Consider the following 25,225-nt stretch of genomic DNA (forward strand, 5'->3'; position numbering starts at 1 on the left):
GCCCGCCCCCTGCTGCGGCTGCAGGATGGCCGCCTGGACGGCGCCGCCTCCCCCGACGGCCGGGTCGCCGGCACCTATGTCCACGGCTTCTTCGCCGACGACGCCCAGCGCGCCGCCTGGCTGGCCCGCCTGGGCGCGGAGGCCGCCCCCCGCCAGCACGAGGCCGAGATCGAGGCCGCCCTGGACGCCCTGGCCAACCACTTCGAGCAGCATCTTAAGATCGACGCGCTACTGGCTCTGGCGAAAGCGCGATGACGGTTGCGGGAGCGGCAAACCGCAGGCCCCATCCCGGCGTTTTCACCGCAGCAACCCCAATGGACCCCCCGGTCATGACCCTCCTGCTGCAGAGCCTGAAAAACCTGGCGCGCCACGAGACCCTCGCCGAGCGCGCCGCCCGCCTCTACCGCGAAGAGCGCCTCCGCGGCGGGGCACCCCGGCTGGTGCAGTGCCTGCGGTGGGCGCGGGAAGGGCGGTAAGAGAAGACAGGAGAAGGTCGGGGGAATGAATTCCCCCGAACCCCCATCTTTTTTCTATTTCACGGCCCTGGGCTGACTGGCGCTTCCCCCGAAGCGCCGCGAAAGCATTGAGGCGGGACGCAGAGAAAACAAAAACAGCGCGCCCATGCAGGTCGCGCTGTCGCTGGGCCGGGCCACGTACTGTCCCCACGTGGACACGGCAGTCTGACAGAAAAATCCAGGGGAATTCATTCCCCTGGCCTGCCCCTGTCTTTACGCCGCTACCGCGGCGCTGCTGCTCTCAAACCCGATCGCCTCGAATTCGCTGAAGATGTGATCCGCCCAGCGGGCGATGTCGCAGTCGTGGACGCCTTTTTCCATCGCCTTCATGCGTTCGGCGGCTTCCGCGGCCGGCATGTCCAGCGCCTCGTCCAGGGCGCGGTCCAGGTTGCGCTTGGAATAGGGGTTGGTCAGCACGGCCTGGGGCATTTCCACCGCGCAGCCGGCGAATTCCGACAGGATCAGCGATCCCGGCGATCCGCGCTTGGCGGCGACGTATTCCTTGGCCACCAGGTTCAGCCCGTCGCGCAGCGGCGTCGTCAGGCAGATATCGGCCACATTGTAGTAGGACAGCAGGGTCTCGAAGGGGATGGAGTTGGTGAACAGCACCACCGGCGTCCAGTCCAGCTTCGAGAAGCGGCCATTGATGCGGCCGGCCAGCGCCTCGATGTCGCGCTGGGTGTCCTCGTAGACCTTCATCTGGGCGGCGGCGCGGACCGAGGTCGCCACCAGCTTCACCTCGCCGATCAGCGCCGGGCGGCGTTCCAGCAGGCGCTCGAAGCTCTGCAGCGCCTCGATCATGCCCTTGGTGTAGTCGGTGCGGCCGACCGCCATGATCATCCGGCGCCCCGAGAGGCCGTCGCGGATTTCCTGCTGCTGGGCGCGGCTTTCCGGGCGTTCGACCACCTCGCGGATCAGCGCGGCGTCGGTGCCGACCGGGGCGCTGTCGAGGCGGATGCTGCGGCCATTGTGGCGCAGCAGGCGCGGCATGTCGGGCTCGGACAGGGCCTGGCCGGGGGCGGCGAAGGCGGCGTCGACGGGGCGGGTCTCGGCGATCTCGGCGCCGGCGAGCGCGCGGGCGAGTTCGGCGAAGTTGCGGGCGTAGCGCGGGATGTGGAAGCCCACCAGGTCGCAGGACAGCAGGCTGTCGAGGATCTCGCGCCGCCAGGGCAGGATGTTGAAGACATCGGCCGCCGGGAAAGGCGTGTGGTGGAAGAAGGCGATACGCGCCTTGGGCTTCAGCTGGCGCAGATAGGCCGGCACCAGCCACAGGTTGTAGTCATGCACCCAGATGACCGCGTCGTCCTCGGCCTGGGCGGCGGCGGCCTCGGCGAATTTTCTGTTTACTGCACGGAAGGTGTCCCAATCCGCGTTGTCGTAGTGGAACAGCGACGGGAAGGAATGCAGCACCGGCCACAGCGCCTCCTTCGAGGTCACGTGGTAGAAGCTCTCGACCTCCTCCGCGGTCAGCCCGAGGCGGGAGACGGTGTAGCCGCCATTGACGTCGTCGATATGCACGGCGCGCTCGAAGCTCTCGCCCGGCCTGGCCAGCTTCCAGGCGACCCAGGCGCCGGCGCCGGGGGCAGTGCGGCCGAAGAAGGATTTCAGCGTCGGCACGATGCCGTTCGGGCTGCGGTTCGGGCGGAACACAGTCTCGCCGTTCTCCACCACCTCTTCATAGGGCTGGCGGTGGTAGACGATGACCAAAGAAGATTTCTTCTGGGCGAGCTGGGTCATGCCACGGCCTCCGGCAACAGGGAAAAACGGCGGATGGCGTCGGCGATGCCGGCGGCGCCATGCGGGCGGGCGCGGTGGATCAGCCGGGCCTGGTGCGGCGGCAGGGCGTCGAGGGCGGCGACCAGCCGCGGCTCGGCATTGCCGACGGCGACACCCTTCAGCCCGGTCTGGAACAGCGACAGGTCGTTCATGGTGTCGCCGGCGGTCAGCACGCGCTCGGCCGGCAGGCCCAGCGCATGCACCAGCCGCAGCAGGGTCGGGCCCTTGGCGATGCCGCGCGGCAGCACGTCCAGATAGGTGTCGGCCGACAGCACGCAGTCGAAGCCGGCCGCCTCGATGCGGGCGATGGTGCGCGGCTGCAGCTGCTCCGGGTCGTAGTAGTAGCTGACGCGGTGGCGGAACGGCGTGGGCTGCGGGCGCAGGCCGGGCTCCTCCGCCAGCATCTCCCGCACGCGCGGGCCGGCATCGTTCCAGCGTGAAACGATCTCGGCTTCCAGCGTCGGAATGGGGAGAAAAGTGTCGCCGTCGAAGACCGAGGTGCCGACATCGCCGATGATGTAGCGCGGCCGCGGCATGCCGGGGGTCTCGACCAACTCCCGGACGAAGTCGCGGTCACGGCCGGTGACGAAGACCAGCAGCACGTCGTCGCGGGCGTTCAGCTCCTGGTACAGCGCGCGGCGCTCGGCCTCGGTCCCGCCCAGGAAGGTGCCGTCCAGGTCGGTGGCCAGCACCAGGTTCAGCGGGCCCTTCATGCGAAGACCCTCCGGCGCTGGGGCGCTTCCGTCGCCGGGTGGGCGATGCTGGCGCGGTGCTCCAGGGCGCGCGGCTCGGCGCGCAAGGGCCCGGTCAGCAGGGCGGCGATGGCGCGCTCCACCGGCAGGCCGTGATGGACGATGCGGTCCACCGCCTCGCAGATCGGCATGGCGACGCCCAGCTTCTGCGCCAGCGCCAGGACCGAGCGGGCATTGACCACCCCCTCCACCACCGCGCCGCGCGCCGTGTCGGGCGCGCGACCCGCGCCGATCGCCTGGCCGAAGGAGAAATTGCGCGACTGGGTGGAGGAGCAGGTCAGGATGACATCGCCGGCGCCCGACAGGCCCAGCACCGTCTCCGCCCTGCCGCCGAGCGCCACCGACAGCCGGCTGATCTCGGCCAGGCCGCGGGCGAGGAGTGCGGCGCGCGGGTTCGACCCCATGCCGCGCCCGGCGATGATGCCCGAGGCCACGGCGAGCACGTTCTTCACCGCGCCGCTGACCTCGACGCCCACCGGGTCGTCGGACAAATAGGGGCGGAAATGCCGGCTGGCGAAGGTCACCGCGATGCGCGCGGCCGGATGGCCCTCGGCGAAGATTCCGTCGGGCCCCGCGGGCGCCGCGATGGTGACGGCGGTCGGCTGGTCTTCCGCAACCTCGGCGGCGAAGGAGGGGCCGGACAGCACGGCCTGCGGCCGGCCGGGCATTTCCTCGGCGATGACCTGGGTCATCAGCGCGCCGGTATCGGCCTCGATCCCCTTGGCGCAGAGGGTGACGGGCACGCCCTCGGGCAGCAGCGCCTCGACCCGGGTCGCGATGCCGCGCAGATGCTGCGAAGGCACCACCAGCACGGCGAGCTCGGCGCCGCGCAGCGCGGCGGCCAGGTCGGTGGTGGCGACGATGCTGTCGGGCAGGCGGTGCCCGGGCAGGAAGGGGTTGTGGCGGGTGCGGGCAATCTGCGCCGCCGCCTCCGCCTCGCGCAGCCAGAGGCGGGTCTCGCGCCCGGCGCGTTCCGCGGCCAGCGCCAGGGCGGTGCCCCAGGCGCCGCCGCCGATGATGGCGACGCGGCCATAGGGGGCGGGTTCGTGGAAATCGGGAGTCGGGGTGGCGGATCCGGTGTGGAGCACGGAAGGGCCCTCCGTCTTGGCGGCTGCGGGCCGCTGGGTGCAGGTGATGAGCGGCAGGAGGCCGCGGCGTTTCTTCTCGCCGGTGGTTGTGGAGGGGCCAATCTGCGATGCTGCGCTGCGAAATTCAAGTCCAGATTGCGGCCGAAATGCGGCGTGACCAGTAGATTGGTTTCTGTACTTGGGTGGAAGTAACCAGTTTTTCCGGGTTCTTCCGGCGATATATTCGCCGATGCTGCGCAGAGAAAAAACTATTTCAAGCGGGGTCGCGGGCTGATCTGTGCAGGACCCGATAGGGTTGCGCCCCGATTGATGGCGAATCGGGTGGGCGTCACGCTTCGCGCGGCGCGCGCAACGACGGCGCGGCGGCGATCAAGCCGGCGTCAGCCTGGCCGCGGCAAGCAACGGGCAAGAAAAACTTATCGCGCCAGGGCCAGGACCTGGCCCACCGCCTCGGCCATCTCGGCGGCCATGCGGCCGGCGCGGCCGGCATCGGGCTGCGACAGGCTGTTCACCCGCACCTTCACCACATGCCCCGATTGCAGCGCGACGCAGAGCCCGTCGGCGGTGGCGCGGCCCTGCTGCGATTCCAGGGTGAAGCTGGTGCAGCGCAGCGCCGGCGTGGCCTCGGCCAGGGCCGGGGTGGCGGCGGGAGGCAGCGCCTGGGCGGTGACGGCGCGGTAGCGGCCCTTGCCGGCCAGGGCCTCGGTCTCGGCGCTGGCGCGCTGCAGCTCCTCCTCCGGGGTGCCGCTGCCCTCGCTGGCATAGACCATGACGGAGATGACGATGCGCTCGCCATCGGCGGCGGCGTAGCGCACGGCGCTGCCGCGGCGGAGCGACTCGGCATCGCCCATGCGGCGATAGCCCAGCAGCTCGGCGGGCAGGCGGCGGGCCAGGCGCTCGGTGGCGCTGGGCGGCGGGGTGGGGTCGGTCGGCTGGGCATCGGCCATGACCTGCGCCACGGCGCCGAAGGGCAGCAGCGGCAGAAGCGACAGCAGGGTGACGGCGCGGCGCATCGCGATTCCCCGGCATTTCTGGTGGCCGGAGAACAGCTTGCGCCCCGCGGGCCGCTGGCTTCAAGCGCCGCGGCATCACAGCTGCGCGCAGCGGGGCCTCAGCCGAGGGCCAGCAGCGCGGCGAGGCCCAGCACGGCGCCGAGCTGGATCGCGCAGGCCAGGCGGTAGAGGCGCAGCGCCCGGCGCAGGTCGGCGGCGGTGGCCCCGGCGCGGCCATCGCCCATCCAGTGGTCGTCCACCCGCTCGGCGCCATAGACGCGGGGGCCGGCCAGCCGCAGGCCGAGCGCGCCGGCCATCGCCGCCTCGGGCCAGCCGGCATTGGGCGAGCGGTGCTTCCGGGCATCGCGGGCCACGGCGCGGGCGGCGGCGGCGGCCGAGCAGCCGGGCAGCAGCGCGGCGGCGGCCACCAGCCATAGCGCCGCCAGCCGCGAGGCCGGCAGGTTCACCAGGTCGTCGAAGCGCGCCGCCGCCCAGCCGAAAGCGCGATACCGGGTCGAGCGATGGCCGATCATGCTGTCCGCCGTGTTCGCCGCCTTGTAGAGCGCCGCCCCCGGCAGCCCGGCGACGCCGGCCCAGAAGGCGGGGGCGACGATGCCGTCGGAAAAGTTCTCGGCCAGGCTTTCGATGGCGGCGCGGGCGACGCCGGCCTCGTCGAGGCTGTCGGGGTTGCGGCCGACGATCATGGCGACGGCTTTTCTCCCCCCCGCCAGGCCGTCCTTCTCCAGCCCTTCGGCCACGGCGGCGACATGATCATGCAGGCTGCGCTGCGCCGGCAGGGTGGCGAGCATCACCGCCAGCGCGACCATGCCGGCCAGGCTGCCGGCCAGCCCCGCCTGCAGCAGCACGGTGGGAAGGCCCGCCGCCAGCAGCAGCAGGACCAGGGTGAGAACCCCCGCGCCGCGGCGGAAGCGATCGCTGCGCGCCGGATCGTTCAACCGCTTTTCCAGAACCGAAATAAACGCGCCGATCCAGACCACCGGATGGCGGATGGCGGCGAAGAGCGCTTTGGGGTAGCCGAAGGCGGCCTCGATCAGCAGCGCCCCGGCGAGGATCAGCAGCAGGTCGGTCAGGGCGACGATCCCGGGAAGGGTGGAAGGCGTGTCGGCTAGCATGGCGCAGGACGGGTTGGAACATGGCGGCCGCCTCGGCGCCGCGCGGCTTGCGTTCAGAGGGGCGCCGGAGCCGTTCATCGACCTGTCGACGGGGATCAATCCGCGGCCCTGGCCGGTGCCGGCGCTCGACCCCGATTCCTGGGCGCGCCTGCCGGAACCCGAGGCGGAAGAAGCCCTGCGCGTCGTGGCGGCCACCGCCTATGGCGCCGCCGGCCCGGCGATGGTGGCGGCGGCCCCGGGCACCCAGCTGCTGATCCAGCTGCTGCCGCGCATCTTCCCACAGGGGCGGCTGGCCGTGCTGGGCCCGACCTATGCCGAGCATGCCGCCTGCTGGCGCGCCGCCGGGACGCTGGTGACCGAGGTGGAGACGCTGGCGGCGTTGCGCGAGGCCCCCGCCGCGCTGCTCTGCAACCCGAACAACCCGGATGGGCGGCGGGCCACCCTCGCCGAGCTGCGCGCGTTGGCCGATGCCATGGCCGCCCGGGGCGGGCTGCTGGTCGTCGACGAAGCCTTCGCCGACCTCGAGCCCGAGGTGGACTCCGCCGCGACCCTGCTGCCGCATCCGGCGATCATCGTGCTGCGGTCGTTCGGCAAGACCTATGGGCTGGCGGGGCTGCGGCTGGGCTTTGCGCTGGCCTCGGCCGAGAGGGCGGCGGCGATCCGCGGCTGGCTCGGGCCCTGGGCGGTCTCCGGCCCGGCCTTGGCGATCGGGGTCGCGGCGCTGGGCGACGCGCCGTGGCGCACAGCCGAGTCGGCGCGCCTGGCCGCCGAGGCCGCGCGGCTGGACGCGCTGCTGCAACAGGCCGGCCTGACGATCCTCGGCGGCACCCGGCTGTTCCGCCTGGCCGAGGGCGAGGCGGCGGCCTGGCACCAGCGCCTGGGCCGCGCCGGCCTGCTGACCCGGGCTTTCGCCCGCCAGCCGCGCTGGCTGCGCTTCGGCCTGCCGCCCGGCGAGGCCGCCTGGGACCGCCTGGCCGCCGCCCTGGGGTGAGGCGCGGCACACGCCGCTTTGTAGTTGCGAGTTATTCTCATTAGCGGTTAGATGCGGCTGTTCACCGCCACCATCCCCAACGAGGGGGAGAGACCAGCATGTTCCATCACCGTTCCTGTGGCACTGCCAACCTCGTGGCCCTGATGGCCGCCCATCGCGCGCTGCGCGACGCGCCCGGCGGGCTGCAGCAGCACGAGATCACCCGGCTGACCGAGCTGCTGGAGACCGAGCTGGCGCCGCCGCGCCATCCCGGCCACGGCCCGGCGCGCCAGGCCGTGGTCTTCCAGAAGAACTGACCCTTGCCGCCGGGCACCGCCCGGCCCAGGCTGCGCCGCATGCGCATCCTGCTGCTGAACGGCAATACCGACGCTGCCATGACCGCGCGCATGGCGGCGCTGGCGACCGATGCCCTGCCGCGGCTGGGCCTCGGCCACGTCACGCTCGCCACCGCGACGGCGCGCTTCGGCGCCCGCTACATCGCCAGCCGCACCGCCGCCGCCATCGCGGCCCACGCGGTGCTGGAGCTGGTGGCGGAAGCCGCGGGCCAGGTCGACGCCATCGCCATCGCCTGCTTCGGCGACCCTGGCCTGGACGCCGCGCGGGAATTGTCCGGATTGCCGGTGGCGGGGATGGCGGATGCCTCGCTGCGGCTGGCGCTGGGCGCGCATCGCCGCGTCGCGCTGCTGACCGGGGGCACCGCCTGGGTGCCGATGCTGCAAGAGTTTTCCCTCAGCCGCGGCTGGCCGGCCGAGCGCGTGCTGGTCCGCGCCGTCGCCCCCACCGGCGACATGATCGCCCGCGAGCCGGAGCGCGCCCTGTCCCTGCTGGCCGAGGCCGCGACCGCGGCGCTGGCCGAGGGCGCCGAGGCGGTGGTGCTGGGCGGCGCCGGCCTCGCCGGGCTGGCCCCGCGCCTGGCCCCCCTGGTCGGCGCCCCCGTGCTGGACAGCCTGGATTGCCTGCTGAGCTGCGCCGCCGGCGCCATCCCGACCCCGCCCGGGCCTGCTCCCGACCTGCTGGGGAAAACGCCGGCCATCGGATTGAGCGAGGCGCTCAAGGCCCGGCTGGCGCCCGCTTGACCTGCCGCGGCGCAGCAGGCACCAGCGAAACCATGTCCAAGACCGATCTCGCCTCGCCCCCGCCGCCGTATCACGAGCTGCTCGGCATCCGCCTCGTCGAATGGAAGGACGGCTATGCCCGCGTCGTCTGCGACAGCGGCGCCGGCCACCTGAACCGCAGCGGCATCGTCCATGGCGGCGTCGTGCTGTCGCTGATCGACCAGGCGGGCGCCTTCGCCGGCCTCTGGTGCAGCGTCGACGGCAATGTCCGCAAGGCGGTGACCATCGACCTCGACTGCCGCTTCACCGGCCAGGTGACGGGGGGCGAGATCACCGCCATCGGCCAGGTGATCTCGCGCGGCCGCAACATCTTCTTCGCCCGCACCGAGGTTTTCGACGAGGCCGGGAAGATGGTGGCCTTCGGCGCCTCCACCCACCGCTGGCGCGCGGGCAGCGAAGGCGTCGAGGGCAGCCCCGCCTAAGGGCTGCGGATCTTCACCGTCGTCAGGATCACCGCGCCGAGGGCGATGAAGCCCAGCACCGTCGCCATCCCCGCCCGCTGGCTGGCGGTGGCGGTGGTGACGAGGGCCAGCACCGCCGGCCCGAGGAAGCCGGTGATCCGCCCCGACAGCGCGAACAGCCCGAAATGCGCCGAGACCTCCTCCGGCGGGGCCAGATGCGCCATCAGGCTGCGGCTGGCCGATTGGGCGGGCCCGAGGAACAGGCCCAGCGCCATGGCCAGCCCCCAGAACACCGCCTTGTCGTCGGTCATGATGACGCCGGCGCCCAGCAGCAGCAGGGCCGCCAGCGAGACCAGCACCGTCTCCCGCGCGCCCAGCCGGTCCTCGATCATGCCGAAGCCGGCGGCGCCCAGCCCCGCGGTGATGTTCAGCGCGATGCCGAAGAGAAGAATTTCCTCGAAGGCCATGCCGAAGCTGCCGGCGGCATAGATGGCGCCAAAGGCGAACAGCGTGTTCAGCCCGTCGGTGTAGAACAGCCGCGCCAGCAGGAAGCGGCCCATCACCGGGTTATGCGGCAGGCGCTTCAACACCCCCCAGATCTCGGCCAGCCCCTGCCGCACCGAGACGCCCCAGCCCGGGCGCGGCGGCGGCGGGTCGGGCAGGGCCAGCAGCACCGGCCAGCCGAAGGCCAGCATCCAGACCGCGACCAGCAGGGCGGTGGCGCGGACATGCTCGGCCGCGCCGCGGTCCAGGCCGAAGGGGGAGGGGTTGGGCTGCACCAGGGCCAGCAGGCAGACCACCAGGCAGGCCAGCCCCCCCGCATAGCCCAGCCCCCAGGCGAGGCCCGAGATGCGCCCCAGCCGTTCCGGCGGCGCCACCTGCGGCAGCATGGAATTGTAGAAGACGGTGCCGAGCTCGAAGCCCACGGTCGCCACGCCGACGCAGAGCAGCGCCCAGAGCGCCGAATCCGGACCGGGCGTCGCATACCAGATCAGCCCGGTGGCGACGGATGTCACCACGGTGCAGAGCAGCAGCATCATCCGCCGCCGCCCGCCGGCATCGGCGACAGCCCCCAGCACCGGCGACAGCAGCGCGATGGCGATGCCCGCCATGGTCTGCATCCAGCCCCATTGCGCCTGGCCGGTGGCGGCGTCGGCGGCGATGCCCTGGGTGAAATAGGCGGCGATGACGAAGGTGGAGACGACGGTGGGAAAGGCGCTGTTGGCCCAGTCATACAGGGCCCAGGCCCAGGCTTTCCGCGGCATGATGGCATTCATGGCGGGAGAGTGCCTTGGAAGCGAAGACAAGGGGAAGGCCAGGGGAATGAATTCCCCTTTTCTTTCGGACTGCCGTGTCCACGTGGCCCCGCCGAAGCGCGCCCTGCGAGGGGGCGCTGGTCGCCCAACGGCCGGTCATCAAAAAAAGATGGGGGTCTGGGGGAATTCATTCCCCCAGCCTTTTCCCTTGTCTTCGCTGTCAAACGACCTTGTTCAGCTCCCGCACTGCCACCGTGACCGCCGCCAGATCCGGGCGGGAGGCCGCGTCGGCGGCGGTGCGGCGGGCTGCTTCCGCCTCGGGCAGGGCGCCGCGCAGGGCGGCCTGGGCCAGGCGGGTCTGCAGCCCGGCCAGGTCGTCCAGCAGGGCGGCCTTGGCGCGGGTGCCGAAGGGCCCGGTGGCGGGGGCGAGGCCCGTCGCCTGGCGCAGCTCGGCCAGGTGGAAGCTGTCGCCCACCGACCGCCAGGCACTGGCCGCTTCCGCCGGCGGCACCGCGGCCGAGGCCGCCAGCCGCACGATGGCCGGCGCGGCTTCCAGCGCCGGGGCGGCGGCGACCAGGCGGGCCACCGGCTCCGGCAGGCCGTTCTGCGCCGGGGTGGCGGCGGCGGTTTCGGTGGCCACCAGCGCCTCGATGCCGGGGCGCAGCGTCGACAGCGCCTCGTCCAGCGGGCGGGCGGTCTCGGGCATGGCCAGCAGCTCGCGGGCGGTGGCGCCCAGCAGCTGGCGCAGCGCCATCAGCGCGGCGTGGCGGGCCTCGACGGGGGCGGCGGCGCGGTCGGCGGCCTCCATCGCGGTGCCGAGGTTCAGCAGCCGGTCGGCCAGGATGGTGGCGCGGGCGGCATCCGCCGGCTCCGACCCGGCGGCGAGGCGGGCCAGGCCGGCCGGGCCCAGGCGGTTGGCCACCTCATTCGCCAGGATGGTCGCCAGCAGCTCGCGCCGCAGGCGGTGGCGGGCGATGAAGGGGGCGTAGTCGCGCCGCAGCTGGCTGGGGAAGTAGCCTTCCAGCAGCGGCAGCAGCGCCGGGTCGTCGGGCAGGCTGCTGTGCTCGATCGCCTCGGCCAGCCACAGCTTGGCGAAGGGCAGCAGCGCGGTCAGCTCCGGCCGGGTCAGCTTCTGCTGGGCGGCGATGCGGCTGGCCATGCCCTCGGCATCGGGCAGGCCGGCCACGGCGCGGTCCAGCAGGCCGCTGGCTTCCAGGCGGACCATCAGCGCCGCCTGGGCCGGCAGCGCCTCGGCGCCGGGCTCGGCTTCCAGCGAGATGGCCAGCGACTGCTCGGTGTTGTCGCGCAGGACCAGCGCGCCGACCTCCTCGGTCATCTCGCGCAGCAGGCCCTCGCGCTGGCGCTCGGTCAGCGCGCCGCTGGCCAGGGCGTCGGCCAGCAGGATCTTGATGTTCACCTCGTGGTCGGAGGTGGAGACACCGGCGGAATTGTCCAGCGCGTCGGTGTTGAGGCGGACGCCGGCGCCGTCGGCGCCGAGGCGCGCGGCCTCGATGCGGCCGGCCTGGGTGACGCCGAGATTGGCGCCCTCGCCGATGATGCGGGCGCGGATCTCGCGGCCATCGACGCGGATGGCGTCGTTGGCGCGGTCGCCGGCCTCGGCCTGGGATTCGGTGGAGGCTTTGATGTAGGTGCCGATGCCGCCGAAATAGAGCAGGTCGACCTTGGCGCGCAGGATCGCCTTCATCACCGTCGCCGGGTCCGGCTTCTCGGCGTCGATGCCGAGCATCGCGCGGGCCTCGGCCGAGAGCGGGATGGTGCGGGCGTTGCGCGGATAGACGCCGCCGCCCGGGCTGATCAGCGTGGCGTCGTAGTCGAGCCAGGAGGAGCGCGGCAGGGCGAAGACCCGGGCGCGCTCGGTGAAGGAGGCGGCGGCATCCGGCGTCGGGTCGATGAAGATGTGGCGGTGGTCGAAGGCCGCCAGCAGCTTGGTCTGCTTCGACACCAGCAGGCCGTTGCCGAAGACGTCGCCGGACATGTCGCCGACGCCGGTGACGGTGAAGGGCTCGGCCTGGATGTCGTGGCCGAATTCCGAGAAATGCCGGGCGATCATGACCCAGGCGCCCTTGGCGGTGATGCCCATGGCCTTGTGGTCATAGCCCTGGCTGCCGCCCGAGGCGAAGGCGTCGTCCAGCCAGAAGCCGTATTCCTTGGCCAGGCTGTTGGCCAGGTCGCTGAAGGTGGCAGTGCCCTTGTCGGCGGCGGCGACGATATAGGGGTCGTCGCCGTCGCGGCGGACGACATGGGCCGGCGGCAGCACCGTCTCGCCCTGCAGGTTGTCGGTGATGTCCAGCATGCCGCGGATCAGCGTCTTGTAGGCGGCGATGCCGGTGGCCATGAAGGCCTCGCGGTCGGTGGCCGGTGGCACGGCGCCCTTCAGCACGAAGCCGCCCTTGGCGCCGGTCGGCACGATGACGACGTTCTTCAGCCGCTGCGCCTTCATCAGGCCCAGGATCTCGGTGCGGAAATCCTCGCGGCGGTCGGACCAGCGGATGCCGCCGCGCGCCACCGGACCGGCGCGCAGATGGCAGCCCTCCATGTGGGGCGCATGGACAAAAATCTCGCGCCAGGGGCGGGGCTGCGGCATGTCGCCGGCGCGGGCGCTTTCGAACTTCAGCGACAGATACGGCTTGTCCTGGAAGAAGTTGGTGCGCAGCAGGGCGTCCAGCGCGGTGCGCAGCCGGGCCAGGATGCGGTCGGCATCCGGGTCGTCGACCGCGTCCATCAGGGTCGCCCAGTCGGCCTCCAGCTTCTCGGCTGCCACCACGCCGGCGCCACTCGCGGCGGCCGGGTCGAAGCGGGCGTTGAACAGGTCGACCAGCAGGCGCGCGGCCTGCGGCTGGGCGGCCAGCGCGGCCTCGACGGAGCCCTGCGCGAAGGGGAAGCCCACCTGCTTCAGCCAGCGGAACAGCGCGCGCAGCAGCCAGGCCTCACGCCAGGTCACCGCGGCGCGCGGCACCAGGCGGTTGAAGCCATCGACCTCGGCGCGGCCGGTTTGCAGCGCGCCCAGCGCCTCCAGCAGCGCGGGGAAGCGGTCTTCCTCCAGCGCGGTGCCGGCTTCCAGCGTGTAGATATGCAGCACGGCGCGGGTGCCGCCGGTCAGCTCCTTCAGGTGGAAGGGCTGCTCCTCGATGGCGCGGAGATCCAGGCTTTCGAACAGCGGCAGCGCGTCGGCCAGCGGCAGCGGCCCGCCGGCATGGGCCAGGCGCAGCGTCAGCGCGGTGCGGGCGGCGCCGGGGGCGCGCTCCAGCCGCGCGGCGGGGCGGCCGGCGGACAGCGCCTCCTCCGCCATCTGCAGGTCGGCCACCGCGGTCGGCGCGCTGGACTGCTCGGCATAGGCGGCGGGGAAGGCGTCGGCCCAGCGGGAGAGGGCGGCGGCGGCGCGCGCCTCGCCCATCTCGGCGATCAGCGCCTCGCTCAGGCGGTCGGCGAAGGGACGGGCGGCCTGGGCCACCGCGGCCTCCAGCGCGTCGTCGTCAACATGGCCGACGGCGCCGGGGACGGTGCCGATGATATAGTGGACGCGGGCCAGCGGCGTGTCGCCCAGCGCGATGTGGAAGGCGGACAGGCGGCCGTCGAAGGCGCGGGCCAGCATGCCGCCCAGCTTCTCGCGCAGCCGGGTGTCGAAGCTGTCGCGCGGCAGCCAGGCGATGGCCGAGACGAAGCGCTCGAAGGGGTCGCGGCGGATGTAGAGCGCCGGGCGCGGCCGGATGAACAGGTCCAGCGCGCGGCGGGCGCCGGCCAGGATGGCATCCTCCTCCGCCTGGAACAGCTCGTCGCGCGGCCAGGTGTCGAGGATGTTGCGCAGCGCGCGGCCGTCATGGCTGTCGGGGGCGACGCCATCGCGGTCGAGGATGCGGGCGACCTTGGCGGTCAGCCAGGGGATGCTGCGCGGGTTGCGGTTATAGGCCGAGGCGGCGAAGAGCCCCACGAACAGCCGGACGCCCTCGACCGTGCCGTCGGCGGCGAAGATCTTGGTGGCGACCACGTCGGCATGCTGCGGCCGGTGTACCCGGGCACGCATATTGGCCTTGGCGATGCCCAGCACGCCGCCGCCCAGCAGCGACTGCCGCACATTGGCCGGGATGGCGGACAGGTCGCGCAGCGCGTCGAAGACCGGGATATTGGCGTCGCGCAGCAGGCCGAGGCCGTCCTCGGCGCTGTCCCCGCCATCGGCGAAGCGGATAACGCGATGGCCGAGGAAGACAAAATTCTCCTCCGACATCCAGCGCAGGAAGGCCTGGCCGGCCTCGCTCTCGGCGCCGCCCTGGGGCGCGCGGGCGAGCTCCGCCTCGGCCTGCTTCAGCCGCTCCAGCACGGCGGGGAAGTCGGTCACCGCCAGGCGCACATCGGCCATGGCGCGCTGCAGCGCTTCCTCGGTCGCGGCCCAGCCCTCGGCGCCGCCGGCGGTCTCGGACAGCAGCCGGGCGTTGGAGGGGGCGATCTCCAGATGCATCATGCTCTCGGCCGCGCCGGCCGGGTCGAAGCCTTCCAGATGGCCGGCCGCGTCACGCTTCACCCGGACGACGGGGTGCAGCAGCCGGCGCGCGGTGCGGCCCGACAGGGTCAGCGCCGCCAGCACGCTGTCGACCAGGAAGGGCATGTCGTCGGTGACGATTTCGGCGACGGCCACGGCGCCGCGGCCGGGGCCGGGCGGACGCAGGCGGATGCTGGCCTGGCCGGGAACGCGGGTCTCGGCGAAGGAGAACAGGCTGGCGGCGGCGGCGGCGAGACGCTCCGGCGGCTCGGCGGCCAGCTCGGCGGCCGGCAGGCCCTCGGCCAGGCGCTGCAGCAGGGTGGCGGCGGCGGGCGGCAGCCCTGGCGCCTGGCTGCGCAACGCATCCGCGGCGGCGCGCAGCAATTCGGCGCGCAGGCCGCCTTCGCGGATCTGGCCTTCGGGCATGGTTTTCCTCCTCCATCGGCTGGCCGGAAAGTCGGCCCGCCACGCAGCGGGCGCAAGCGGCAGCGTGCCAAGATTAGGTGCAATTTGCATAAAAATTCAGCGTCAACCGGCCATCATTTGGCCGCTTTCCCCTGGTGACCGCGGCAACAAGGCAGGGCTAAGCTGCGCGCATGATCCGCACGCTCGCTGACCTCCTCGCTCCGATGACGCCGGAGCAGTTCTTTGCCGAGTATTACGACAAGCAGCCCCTGCATCTGCAGGGCGGGGCGGCGAAATTCGCCTCGGTGCTGTCGTGGCGGCAGATCAACCGATTGCTCGACCAGACCCATATCTGGTCCAGCCAGTCGCTGAAGCTGGTGATGGACGGCAATGGCGTGCCGCCGGAGCAGTACTGCACCCGCGCCACCAGCCGCGACAACGCGCAGACCCTGCAGCCGGACGCGCGGATGGTCAGCCAGTGGGTCGGCCGCGGCGCCTCCATCGTCATGAACGACGTCGACAGCCTGACCCCGGGCCTGGCCGCCGTCTCCGACGCGCTGGAGGAAGCCGGGCTCGGCAAGGCGCAGGGCAACGTCTACATCTCCTGGCAGAGCCACAAGGCCTTCCCCAGCCATTTCGACACGCATGACGTCTGGGCGGTGCAGGTCGAGGGCGAGAAGACCTGGAACATCTGGGAGGGCCGCGCCGAATGGCCGATCCCGCACCCGGCCTTCCGCAGCCTGGGCCAGGCGCATCACGACCAGGCGAAGGGCAAGCTGCGCGGCAAGGTCACCCTGAAGCCGGGCGACCTGCTGTACCTGCCGCGCGGCTGGTACCATGACGCCCTGGCCGAGGCGCCGGCCTCGGTGCACATCGCCTATGGCGTGCATGCGCCGATGGGCATGGACCTGCTGAACATGCTGGTGGAGCGGGTGCTCTACGAGGCCGAGTTCCGCAAGCCGCTGCCGCGCCAGGATGGAACCGCCGCCGCCCGCTTCGCGTTGACCAGCCGTGCCGCCCAGCTTGGGCAGCGCCTGTCCGAGCTGACGCGGGATCCCAAGGTGATGGAAGTGCTGGCGAAGTTCGTCGCCGATTATCGGTATCGCCGCGGCGGCAGCGACCTGCTGGCGGCGCGCGGCCTGGCCGCCCCCGCCGCGGCCGATGGCGGCGGCGAGGCCGAGGGCGGCGCCTTCCGCGTCGTCGCGCCGGGCACCAAGGCGGTGCGGCGCGGCGCCGAATGGGTGGTCAAGGCGCCGGCCGGCGCGCTGGCGCTGGCCCCCGCCGAGGCCGAGGCCGCCAACTGGCTGCTGGCCCGCCCCGACGGCACCGAGGCCGAGCTGCGCCAGGCGCATCCGACGGTGGATGCGGCGGCGCTGCTGCAACGGCTGGCCTCCTCCGGCCTGCTCGCCGCCACATGAGCCGCACCCTTCTGGCGAGCCTGCTGCTGGGCCTGCCGCTGCTGGCCAGCCAGGCCGTGGCGCAGCCGCGGCCGTTCAACTGCATCGGCGCCGAGCGGCTGGAGGACGATGTCTTCGAGGTGCCCTTCGCGCCGCGCAGCGCCCGCCCGGCCGAGGCGGCGCGCACCCCCGTCGCCGCCGCGGCCGCGCTGGCCCGCGCCAATCCGTCGCGCAACCTCTGCGTGCTGGGCCATGCGGTGCGCGAGGGCGGCCAGACCGCCAGCACCCAGCTCGCCGCCCGGCGGGCGCGCGAGATCTCGGAAATGCTGTCGGTCGGCCAGGGGGTGGAGCGCGACCGCATCCGCGCCGAGGCGCGCAACCCGGGCTTCAGCAACCGCACCCCGAACCGCGAGGCGCGCAGCGTCACCATCATCGTGCTGCCGGCCTCGGTCGATGCGCCGCCGCCGCCGCCCGCGCCCGCGCCGCAGCCGCAGCGCCGTCCGGGCAGCGAGGGGCCGCGCGCGCCGGCGGTGACGCCGCCGACGCCGCCCAGCGTCACGCCACCCGGCGTCACCCCGCCGATGCCGCCGACGGTGGCCCCGCCGGGCCGCCCGGCCGCCGACCCGCCGGCCCCGGTGAACCCGCCGCCGGCGCCGCCACGGACCGCGCCGCCGGCCGAGACGCCGAAGCCCGCCACGCCGCAGCAGGCGCCGCAAACGCCGGGCAATGCCGCGCCGGGCAACAGCGCCCCGGCCGTGGTGCCGCAGGGCACGCCTCCCGTGGCGCCTCCCGTGGCGTCGCCGCCGGTGCCGCCACCACCACCCCCGGCGGCCCCGCCGGCCGCAGCCCCGGTCAAGCCGGAATAGGCCGCCGCCGGCCATCGGCAGGAGGGAACAAAAGAATGTCGCGTGCGATTGCCCGGCGGATGGCCGCCGGATGCCGCGTCACCGAGGGCGACGGCTTCCGCCTGTCCAGGCACTCCACCCGCGGTGCCAAGCAGGCGCCGTCGCGGGAGGAGGCCGAGGGGCTGCTGCGCCAGGGCGTCGAAAAGCTGGCCGAGCTGCAGGGCCGGCTGTCGGCGCAGGACCGCCACGCGGTGTTCATCATCTTCCAGGCGATGGACGCGGCCGGGAAGGACGGCGCCATCAAGCATGTCTTCTCCGGGCTGAACCCGCAGGGCTGCTCGGTGCATGCCTTCAAGGCGCCGGGCGCAGAGGAGCTCGACCAGGATTTCATGCGGCGCCACATCGCGCGGCTGCCGGCGCGGGGGCAGATCGGCATCCACAACCGCTCCTGGTACGAGGAGGTGCTGATCGCCCGGGTCCATGACAGCGTGCTGGCGAAGCAGCGCCTGCCGGAGGAGGTGGTCGGCCCGAAGATCTGGGACCAGCGCCTCGAGGATATCTCGGCCTTCGAGCGCTACCTGGCACGGCAGGGCGTGGTCGTCCTGAAGTTCTTCCTGCATCTCAGCCGCGAGGAGCAGCGCAAGCGCTTCCTGGCGCGGATCGAAGAGCCGGCGAAGAACTGGAAGCTGGATGCCGGCGACCTGGCCGAGCGCCCCCACTGGGATGCCTACCAGGAAGCCTATGAGGCGGCGATCCGCGCCACGGCCACGCCGCAGGCGCCCTGGTACGTGGTGCCCGCCGACCGCAAGTGGCTGACCCGGCTGCTGGTGGTCGAGGCGGTGGTCGAGGCGCTGGAGGCGATCGACCCGCGCTATCCGACGCTCGACGCCGCGGGGCGGGAGCGGCTGCGGCTGGCGGCCGAGACGCTGGCTGCCGAGAAAGGCTGAGGTTGCCGGAAAAGGCTGAGGCTGCCGGGAAAGGCTGGCGCCGCCGGGACGATCCGACGGCGGCGCAGAAAAACCGCGAGGCCCGTGAGGGCCCCGCGGTCGATCTGAATGCGCGAGGGGGAAAGCGGGACCGGGCGGCTCAGCGCCGCGCGGTCAGCAGCCCCAGCACGTAGCCGATGGCGCCCACCACCAGCAGCGAGGTCACCGGCTGCTGCTCGACGACGCGGACGACGCGCTCGCCGGCATGCTGGGCGTATTCACGCGCCTCGCCATAGGCCTGCTGCGCCTTGCCGCTGACCTGCTGGGCGAGGCCCTCGGCGCGCTGGTCCTCGTCGCCGGTGAAGCGGCCCAGGCCTTCCTGGGCCTGGCCGACCACCGTGCGGGCGGAACCTTCGATCGTGTCGGTGTTGATCGCCATCGTCGGGCTCCTTTAGCTCTTGACCGCGTCCCGCGCGGCGTCCTTGGCCTTGCCGACGGCGGCCTGGGCCTGGCCCTCGACCTTGTCGGCCTTGCCTTCGAGCTCGGTGCTGGTGCTGCCGGTCACCTTGCCGGCAACTTCCTTCACGGCGCCCTTGACCTGCTTGGCAGCGCCCTCAATCCGGTCCTTGTCCATGACTTCCTGCCTTTCTTCCTGGCCGGCGCGTGCTGCGACGGTCTTGCAGGAAGAACGTGGCGTCGTGGCATTGGTTGCCACCGCTCAATGGGCGGCGGCGATCCGGTTGGCCAGCATGACGCGGGCGCGCTCCAGGTCCTCGGGCGTGTCGACGCCGAGCGGGACCTCGGCCACCTCCATGGCGTCGATGCGCATGCCGGCCTCCAGCGCGCGCAGCTGCTCGAGCTTCTCGCGCTGCTCCAGCGGCGAGGGCGGCATGGCGACGAAGCGGGCCAGCGCCTTGGTGCGCCAGGCATAGAGGCCGATGTGGTGGTACAGCGGGCCCTCGCCCCAGGGCGCCTGGGCGCGGGTGAAGTAGAGCGCGCGGAAGCGGCCGCCGCCGAGCGGCGTGCCGACCATCTTCACCACGCTGCTGGCCTCGCGCTCCTCGGCGCGCAGGATCGGCGCGACGGCGGTGCCGATGGCGACCTCGGCATCGACCAGGGGGGCGGCGGCGGCGCGGATGGTCGCCGGCATCACCGTCGGCAGGTCGCCCTGGACATTGATCACCACGTCGAACCGGTGGTCGGGGTCGATCTTGCCCAGCGCCTCGAAGACCCGGTCGGAGCCCGAGGGGTGGTCGGGCTGGGTCAGCACCGCCTGGCCGCCGACGGCGCGGATGGCGTCGGCGATGGCGGGCGTGTCGGTGGCGATCCAGACCGGGGCGATGTCGGCCTCCATCGCCCGGCGCCAGACGGCGACGATCATCGGCTCGCCATGGATATCCGCCAGCGGCTTGTTGGGCAGGCGGGTGGCGGCGAGCCGCGAGGGGATCAGCAGGACAGGCTTCATGCCGCCACCTCGCCGACCGCCGCGGCGCCCTGGGCCGAGGCCTGGCCCTTCACCAGCTTGTCCAGCGCCACCAGGTCGCGCAGCAGGCCTTCGAACTCGCGCAGCGGCACCATGTTGGGGCCGTCGGAGGGGGCGCGGTCGGGGTCCTCATGGGTCTCGATGAACAGGCCGGCGACGCCGACGGCCACCGCCGCGCGGGCCAGGACGGGGACGAATTCGCGCTGGCCGCCCGAGCTGCCGCCCAGGCCGCCCGGCTGCTGCACGGAATGGGTGGCGTCGAAGATCACGGGCGCGCCGGTGCGGGCCATGATCGGCAGGCCGCGGAAGTCGCTGACCAGGGTGTTGTAGCCGAAGCTGGTGCCGCGGTCGGTCAGCAGGACGTTGGCGTTGCCGGCGCCGGTCAGCTTGTCGACCACGTTGGCCATGTCCCAGGGGGCGAGGAACTGGCCTTTCTTGACGTTGACGACGCGGCCGGTGGCGGCGGCGGCCAGCAGCAGGTCGGTCTGGCGGCAGAGGAAGGCGGGGATCTGCAGGATGTCCACGGCCTCGGCCACGGGGGCGCATTGCTCGGCGTTGTGGACGTCGGTGAGCACCGGCAGGCCAAGGCTTTCCCGAATTTCGGCGAAGATCGGCAGCGACTTGTCGAGGCCGAGGCCGCGCTGGGCGCGGGCGCTGGTGCGGTTGGCCTTGTCGAAGCTGGTCTTGTAGATCAGGCCGAAGCCCTGGCGGGCCGCGATCTCCTTCAGCGCCGAGGCCATTTCCAGCGCGTGGTCGCGGCTTTCGAGCTGGCAGGGCCCGGCGATGACGGTGAGCGGCAGGGTGTTGCCGAAGCGGACCTGGCCGCATTCAACGATGGCGTTGGGCTGGGACACGGCCAGGCTCCCTTGTTTTAACTGACAGAGAAAAGATGGGGGTCTGGGGGAATTCTTCCCCCAGCCTTTTAATGACGCTCGTACAGCAGCCGCGCCCGCATGGTCCCGGGGATCTCCTTGAGCGCCGCGAGCACGCCTTCGGGATCCGCCACCCCGTCCGCATCGACCACGACGTAGCCGATCTGCGGGTCGGTCTGCAGGAACTGGGCGGAGATGTTCAGCTTGAAGCGGCTGAACACCTCGTTCATCGAGGCGAGGACGCCGGGCACGTTGTGGTGGACGTGCATGAAGCGGGTGCCGTGCGGCTTGGCCGGCAGGGTGACTTCCGGGAAGTTCACCGCGCCGAGCGTCGCCCCGGTGTCGGAGTAGTCGGAGAGCTTGCGCGCCGTCTCCTCGCCGATGCGGTCCTGGGCTTCCTCGGTGCTGCCGCCGATATGCGGCGTCAGGATGACGTTGGGCAGGCCCTGGAGGGGGGAGGTGAAGCGCTCGCCGTTGCGCTTCGGCTCGTCGGGGAAGACGTCGGCGGCGGCGCCCAGGATATGGCCGGCCTTGATCGCCGCGGCCAGGGCGTCGAGGTCGACGACGCGGCCGCGGGCGTTGTTGATCAGGATGGCGCCGGCGCGCATCGCCGCGATCTGGGCGGCGCCGATCATCTCGGTGGTCTCGGGCGTCTCGGGCACATGGACGCTGACCACGTCGGCGGCGGAGAGCAGGTCGTGCAGGCTGGCCGCGGCCACCGCGTTGCCGTGGGGCAGCTTGGGGACGGTGTCATAATAGATGACGCGCATGCCGAAGGCCTCGGCCATGACCGAGAGCTGGCTGCCGATATTGCCATAGCCGACGATGCCCAGCGTCTTGCCGCGGACTTCCCGGGAATGGGTGGCCGACTTGTCCCAGCCGCCGTCATGGGCGGAGCGCGAGCGGTCGGGGATGCGGCGCAGCAGCATGACGATCTCGCCGATCACCAGCTCCGCCACGCTGCGGGTGTTGGAGAAGGGGGCGTTGAACACCGGAATGCCGCGCTGCTTGGCCTCGGCCAGGTCGACCTGGTTGGTGCCGATGCAGAAGCAGCCGATGGCGATCAGCCGGTCGGCGGCGGCCAGGACCTCGGCGGTCACCTGGGTGCGGGAGCGGATGCCGAGCAGGTGGACGCCCTGCAGCGCGGCCTTCAGCGCCTCGCCCTCCAGCGCCTTCGACTCGCGCTGGATATTGGTGTAGCCGGCGCCGCCGAGGAGCGCCACGGCGCTGTCGGCCACGCCCTCCAGCAGCAGGATGCGGATCCGGTCCTTGGGCAGGGAGATGCGCTGGTTCGAGAGCGGGTTCGACAGGTGGTGCGACATGGCTCGTCAAATGCCCCTGCGCGGCCGTTTCGGGAAGTGCGAAACCGTCAGGCGTGTTCCGCGTCTGGCGCCGAGGGCGGATCGGCCGGGCAAACCGGCCAGGCCGCGACCCCCCGCACGGCCTGGCGGAAGCACGGGAATGCATGGCCAGGCTGACGCCGCGCGTGCCCTGCATGGCGCCATGCGGCGGGCGGGACGCAAAGGCGGCGTTTATCCTTGTCGTTCCCGGCCGCCGGGTCCATGTCGCGGGCAGACGCCCCGCCGTTGAAGCAATCAAGAAGAGCGGGGATGCATCTGGAGATTCCCACATGGCTGTCGAGAAGATGGAACTGCTGCCGGGCCTGCGCCGGCAGGTGACGATGGACGCGCTGGCCGAGCTGGCCCAGGGCGGCCTGGCCGAGCGGCTGCGGCTGGAAGCGGCGGCCCGGGTGCTGGGCACCGCGCGCCACGCGCTGGAGCTGGCCGATGGCGAGCTGCCGGTGCCGGAGGCGATGGTCGGCTGGGAGCGTGGCCTGGTGACGGCGCGCGAGCATGTCGAGACGCTGACGCCGCGGCAGATCGACCGGTTGATCGAGGAAGGCCCGCGCTGGGCGGCGGCCGTGCTGCGCAGCCAGCCGGCGCTGCGCTGGGCCGCCTGAGCGGCAACGCTCTGACCCGGACATGGAAAAGCCCCGCTTTCGCGGGGCTTTTTTTATGGCCGGGCGCCGGAGGCCTGGCGCGTCAGGGGCGGCGGGACGTGGTGTCCCAGGGCGAGCGACGGGTCTCGGCGGCGGCGTCGGGGCGGGAGATGCCGATGTCGCGCAGCAGATGCTCGTCGAGCTCGGCCAGGTGGGCGCGGCTGCGGGTGACCTGGATCCAGCGGAACAGACAGCGGATCCAGCCGTCCGGGCGCGCGACCTGCGCGGGGACGCGCGAAACGGCGGGGGCGGAGCAGGCGGAGCCGAGCTGGGCGGACATCGAACGAGGCCTTTCGGGCTGATCAGGAGCGCCGGCGCAGCTGCCGGCGCCGGGAAGATGCGTGCAGGTGCGAAATAAGGAAAACGAATTGTTTTGACGGAGGGCATCAACGGGATTGATGATGCCGGCATGCTCGCGCTTCCCCCCGGCCTGGACCCCGACCTGCTGCGTTCCTTCGTGCTGATCGCCGAGGGCGACAGCGTCACCCGCGCCGCGCAGCGGGTCGGGCGGACGCAATCGGCCGTCTCGATGCAGATGCGGCGGCTGGAGGAAATCCTGGGGCATCCGCTGCTGGTGCGCGCGGCCAAGGGGTTCTCCCTGACCCCCCAGGGCGTCTGGCTGCTGGACCGCGCGCGGCCCTGGCTGTCGATGCATGACGAGATCATCGCCAATTTCCGCATGCCCGATGTCAGCGGCCCGGTGCGGCTGGGGACGCCGGACGACTATGTCATGCTGTGGCTGCCGGAAATCCTGGCGCGCTTCGCCGAAAGCCATCCGGCGGCCGAGCTCGAGGTGATCTGCGCCCCCTCCAACGAGCTGCTGGAACGGCTGGAGAAGGATGAGCTCGACCTGACCATCTTCTCGGCCGGGCATGAGCGGCAGGGCGTGGTCGGGCTGCCGCTGTGGCGCGGGCCGCTGCAATGGGTCGGGCCGGTGGCGCATGCGGTGCACCGGCAGACGCCGCTGCGGCTGTCGCTCGGCCACCCGGCCTGCATCTGGCGCGGCGCCGCGACCGGGGCGCTGGACCAGTCCGGCCTGCCCTGGCGGGTCACCTACAGCTCCAGCGCGCAGATGGGCACCTATGCGGTGGTGCTGGCGGGGCTGGCGATCACGGTCAGCCTGGCCGGGCCGCTGCCGCCGGGGCTGCGGGTGCTGGGCGAGGCCGATGGCCTGCCGCGCCTGCCGGAATTCGAGATCGCCCTGGCGCAGCGCGCCGAGACGCCGGCCGCCCGCGCGCTTGGGCGGCATATCGTCGACAGCTTCCGTCACGAACCCGGGGGGCTGCCCCTGCAGGGGTGAGGTAGCGCTTGCTGCCGGCGGGGCACGGATGCTTACCTTCCCGGAAAGAAAGAGGGAGGGCAATCGGCCCATCCCTCGGCAGGGAAGGGTAGACGGACCATGATCATTCGACGCCGTGGCCTGGTGGCCGCGGGAGCGCTTTCGGCCCTGGCGATGCCCAATGTCGCGCGCGGCCAGCTGAGCTGGCCCGAGCGGCCGATCCGGCTGATCGTGCCCTGGCCGCCGGGCGGCAGCACCGACACGGTGGGCCGCATCTTCCAGCCGAAGCTGCAGGAGATCCTGGGCCGGCCGGTGGTGATCGAGAATCGCGGCGGCGCCTCGGGCGCGATCGGCGCCGGCGAGGCGGCCCGCGCCGATGCGGACGGCTATACCTGGGTGCTGGTCTATGACACCCAGGCCACCAATGAGAGCGTGATGCGGCTGCCCTTCAAGACCATGGAGGCCTTCGCCCCGGTCTGCCTGGTGGGCACCGGCCCGCTGGCGCTGGTGGCGCATCACAGCACCCCCTATCGCAGCTATGCCGATGTGGTGGCCGCCGCCAAGAAGACCCCGGACACGCTGAACTACGCGACCAGCGGCGTCGGCGGGCTGGCGCATGTGGCGACCACCCTGCTGCAATCCGAGGGCGGCTACCGTGTCGTCCACGTGCCCTATCGCGGCGGCGGGCCGGCCACCCAGGACGCGGTGGCGGGGCATGTGCCGCTGTTCATGTCCAACGTCGTGGTGATCAACCAGCACATCAAGGCGGGCACGCTGCGGCCGCTGGGGGTGACCACCCGGGGCGAGAGCCGCCATGTGCCTGGGGTGAGGAGCTTCGCCCAGCAGGGGGTGGGCAATTTCGAGGCGCCGACCTGGTGGGCGGTGCTGGGCCGCACCGGCACGCCGCAGCCGATCATGGACAAGATGCATGGCGCCCTGGTGAAGGCGCTGTCCGACCCGGCGGTGCGGCAGAAGATCGAGGAGCAGGGGGCGGATGTGGCTGCCAGCTCGCCGGAGGAATGCGCGACCTTCATCCAGGGCGAAATCACCAAATGGGGGAAGGTGATCCGGGAGAACGACATCCGCGCCGATAGCTGAGCGGCAGGGCTGCATAACGGGGCGAGGGCGGGGCCGGTTTCATCTCGATCGCGGAAAATCGCGAAAAGGGGTTTGACGGGGGCGTGTGGCGCCCATATAAGCCCCTCCACGCCGCCGGTTGGCGCTGCTGAACGGCGAACGGGAAGTGATTGGCTGGTTTCTGGGGTTGACGGGCGAAGGTTTCGCCAGTAGATCCCGCCTCCCGATCAAGTATCGGACAGTTAGCCGCGAGGCTGGTTGGCGTTGTTGATTTAAAATCGCATCGGGTTTTCTGGAAGTAGATAGAGGCTGATTTGGTTTAATCCTTTTGAGGGATTGGGCTGAGGTAGTTTCTGCTCTGGTCTTCTGGTTCGTCGCTTTAACGAGCGGGGGATAGGAGATTGAGGGGTGGGATGCGCGGCTGGCGC

General features: G+C 72.1%; 24 protein-coding genes and 1 pseudogene. 12 read left to right on the forward strand and 13 right to left on the reverse strand.

Annotated elements, in window-relative coordinates:
* Both GVN67_RS18150 and GVN67_RS18155 read left to right on the forward strand, forming a co-directional pair.
* A pseudogene (locus tag GVN67_RS18150) lies at positions 1-255 on the forward strand (cobyric acid synthase CobQ); the annotation flags it as partial.
* Positions 256-329: 74 nt separating this feature from the next.
* Positions 330-476, forward strand: a complete 147-nt coding sequence (locus GVN67_RS18155) for a hypothetical protein (protein WP_159998537.1) — start codon at positions 330-332, stop codon at positions 474-476.
* A gap of 252 nt (positions 477-728) precedes the next feature.
* On the opposite strand, the gene ggpS is transcribed toward GVN67_RS18155, so the two are convergent.
* The 5 genes from ggpS to cbiB form a co-directional block, all read right to left on the reverse strand.
* On the reverse strand, positions 729-2,252 hold the full coding sequence (gene ggpS, locus GVN67_RS18160; protein WP_159998539.1) for a glucosylglycerol-phosphate synthase: 1,524 nt from the start codon (positions 2,250-2,252) through the stop codon (positions 729-731).
* Positions 2,249-3,004, reverse strand: coding sequence for an HAD-IIB family hydrolase (locus GVN67_RS18165; protein ID WP_159998541.1), 756 nt, complete (start codon positions 3,002-3,004; stop codon positions 2,249-2,251). The genes ggpS and GVN67_RS18165 overlap by 4 nt, the downstream gene beginning before the upstream one ends.
* Complete coding sequence (locus GVN67_RS18170; protein ID WP_235035357.1) at positions 3,001-4,062, reverse strand: NAD(P)H-dependent glycerol-3-phosphate dehydrogenase; 1,062 nt, start codon at positions 4,060-4,062, stop codon at positions 3,001-3,003. Before GVN67_RS18170 ends, GVN67_RS18165 begins: the two co-directional genes overlap by 4 nt.
* A gap of 485 nt (positions 4,063-4,547) precedes the next feature.
* The gene (locus tag GVN67_RS18175; protein WP_159998545.1) at positions 4,548-5,144 is read right to left on the reverse strand and encodes a hypothetical protein; all 597 of its coding nucleotides are present in this window, start codon (positions 5,142-5,144) and stop codon (positions 4,548-4,550) included.
* Positions 5,145-5,242: 98 nt separating this feature from the next.
* The gene (cbiB, locus tag GVN67_RS18180; protein ID WP_159998547.1) at positions 5,243-6,256 is read right to left on the reverse strand and encodes an adenosylcobinamide-phosphate synthase CbiB; all 1,014 of its coding nucleotides are present in this window, start codon (positions 6,254-6,256) and stop codon (positions 5,243-5,245) included.
* Here cbiB and cobD point away from each other — a divergent pair.
* From cobD to GVN67_RS18200, 4 genes are all read left to right on the forward strand, one after another.
* A complete protein-coding gene (gene cobD, locus GVN67_RS18185; protein WP_235035355.1) occupies positions 6,243-7,247 on the forward strand; it encodes a threonine-phosphate decarboxylase CobD in 1,005 nt (334 codons plus the stop codon). The two genes, cbiB and cobD, sit on opposite strands and share 14 nt — an antisense overlap.
* Before the next feature lie 98 nt (positions 7,248-7,345).
* Complete coding sequence (locus tag GVN67_RS18190; RefSeq protein WP_159998549.1) at positions 7,346-7,543, forward strand: hypothetical protein; 198 nt, start codon at positions 7,346-7,348, stop codon at positions 7,541-7,543.
* Between the two features lie 3 nt (positions 7,544-7,546).
* Entirely contained in the window at positions 7,547-8,323 is a 777-nt protein-coding gene (locus tag GVN67_RS18195; protein ID WP_200845303.1) for an aspartate/glutamate racemase family protein, read from the forward strand.
* A 32-nt stretch (positions 8,324-8,355) separates the two neighbouring features.
* Positions 8,356-8,784, forward strand: coding sequence for a PaaI family thioesterase (locus GVN67_RS18200; RefSeq protein WP_159998551.1), 429 nt, complete (start codon positions 8,356-8,358; stop codon positions 8,782-8,784).
* On the opposite strand, the gene GVN67_RS18205 is transcribed toward GVN67_RS18200, so the two are convergent.
* Positions 8,781-10,040, reverse strand: coding sequence for an MFS transporter (locus GVN67_RS18205; RefSeq protein WP_235035356.1), 1,260 nt, complete (start codon positions 10,038-10,040; stop codon positions 8,781-8,783). The genes GVN67_RS18200 and GVN67_RS18205 overlap by 4 nt on opposite strands.
* 199 nt (positions 10,041-10,239) lie before the next feature.
* Entirely contained in the window at positions 10,240-14,940 is a 4,701-nt protein-coding gene (locus GVN67_RS18210; RefSeq protein WP_159998553.1) for an NAD-glutamate dehydrogenase domain-containing protein, read from the reverse strand.
* A 170-nt stretch (positions 14,941-15,110) separates the two neighbouring features.
* On the opposite strand from GVN67_RS18210, the gene GVN67_RS18215 reads away from it, so the two are divergent.
* The 3 genes from GVN67_RS18215 to GVN67_RS18225 are packed head-to-tail and all read left to right on the forward strand — an operon-like array spanning position 15,111 to position 18,108.
* Entirely contained in the window at positions 15,111-16,337 is a 1,227-nt protein-coding gene (locus GVN67_RS18215) for a cupin domain-containing protein (RefSeq protein WP_159998555.1), read from the forward strand.
* Positions 16,334-17,182 (forward strand): OmpA family protein, encoded by an 849-nt coding sequence (locus GVN67_RS30465; protein ID WP_159998557.1) that lies wholly within the window; start codon positions 16,334-16,336, stop codon positions 17,180-17,182. Before GVN67_RS18215 ends, GVN67_RS30465 begins: the two co-directional genes overlap by 4 nt.
* A 35-nt stretch (positions 17,183-17,217) precedes the next feature.
* The gene (locus GVN67_RS18225) at positions 17,218-18,108 is read left to right on the forward strand and encodes a PPK2 family polyphosphate kinase (protein ID WP_159998559.1); all 891 of its coding nucleotides are present in this window, start codon (positions 17,218-17,220) and stop codon (positions 18,106-18,108) included.
* A gap of 139 nt (positions 18,109-18,247) precedes the next feature.
* Here the strand turns inward: GVN67_RS18225 and GVN67_RS18230 are convergent, their stop codons facing one another.
* From GVN67_RS18230 to serA, 5 genes are all read right to left on the reverse strand, one after another.
* A complete protein-coding gene (locus GVN67_RS18230; RefSeq protein ID WP_159998561.1) occupies positions 18,248-18,526 on the reverse strand; it encodes a CsbD family protein in 279 nt (92 codons plus the stop codon).
* A gap of 12 nt (positions 18,527-18,538) precedes the next feature.
* Positions 18,539-18,721, reverse strand: coding sequence for a CsbD family protein (locus GVN67_RS18235; RefSeq protein WP_159998563.1), 183 nt, complete (start codon positions 18,719-18,721; stop codon positions 18,539-18,541).
* A gap of 84 nt (positions 18,722-18,805) precedes the next feature.
* A complete protein-coding gene (locus GVN67_RS18240) occupies positions 18,806-19,552 on the reverse strand; it encodes a 3-deoxy-manno-octulosonate cytidylyltransferase (RefSeq protein ID WP_159998565.1) in 747 nt (248 codons plus the stop codon).
* A complete protein-coding gene (gene kdsA / locus GVN67_RS18245) occupies positions 19,549-20,424 on the reverse strand; it encodes a 3-deoxy-8-phosphooctulonate synthase (protein ID WP_200845304.1) in 876 nt (291 codons plus the stop codon). The genes GVN67_RS18240 and kdsA overlap by 4 nt, the downstream gene beginning before the upstream one ends.
* Before the next feature lie 68 nt (positions 20,425-20,492).
* Complete coding sequence (gene serA / locus GVN67_RS18250) at positions 20,493-21,764, reverse strand: phosphoglycerate dehydrogenase (protein ID WP_159998567.1); 1,272 nt, start codon at positions 21,762-21,764, stop codon at positions 20,493-20,495.
* 308 nt (positions 21,765-22,072) lie between these two features.
* On the opposite strand from serA, the gene GVN67_RS18255 reads away from it, so the two are divergent.
* On the forward strand, positions 22,073-22,402 hold the full coding sequence (locus GVN67_RS18255; RefSeq protein ID WP_159998569.1) for a hypothetical protein: 330 nt from the start codon (positions 22,073-22,075) through the stop codon (positions 22,400-22,402).
* 82 nt (positions 22,403-22,484) lie between these two features.
* Here the strand turns inward: GVN67_RS18255 and GVN67_RS18260 are convergent, their stop codons facing one another.
* On the reverse strand, positions 22,485-22,721 hold the full coding sequence (locus GVN67_RS18260; RefSeq protein WP_159998571.1) for a DUF1127 domain-containing protein: 237 nt from the start codon (positions 22,719-22,721) through the stop codon (positions 22,485-22,487).
* A 129-nt stretch (positions 22,722-22,850) separates the two neighbouring features.
* Here GVN67_RS18260 and GVN67_RS18265 point away from each other — a divergent pair, with 129 nt between their 5' ends.
* The gene (locus GVN67_RS18265) at positions 22,851-23,741 is read left to right on the forward strand and encodes a LysR substrate-binding domain-containing protein (protein WP_159998573.1); all 891 of its coding nucleotides are present in this window, start codon (positions 22,851-22,853) and stop codon (positions 23,739-23,741) included.
* Positions 23,742-23,840: 99 nt separating this feature from the next.
* On the forward strand, positions 23,841-24,818 hold the full coding sequence (locus tag GVN67_RS18270) for a tripartite tricarboxylate transporter substrate binding protein (RefSeq protein WP_159998575.1): 978 nt from the start codon (positions 23,841-23,843) through the stop codon (positions 24,816-24,818).
* Positions 24,819-25,225 lie beyond the last annotated feature (407 nt).

It is taken from the genome of Roseomonas sp. 18066 (assembly GCF_902706185.1).
Classification (GTDB): domain Bacteria; phylum Pseudomonadota; class Alphaproteobacteria; order Acetobacterales; family Acetobacteraceae; genus Pseudoroseomonas.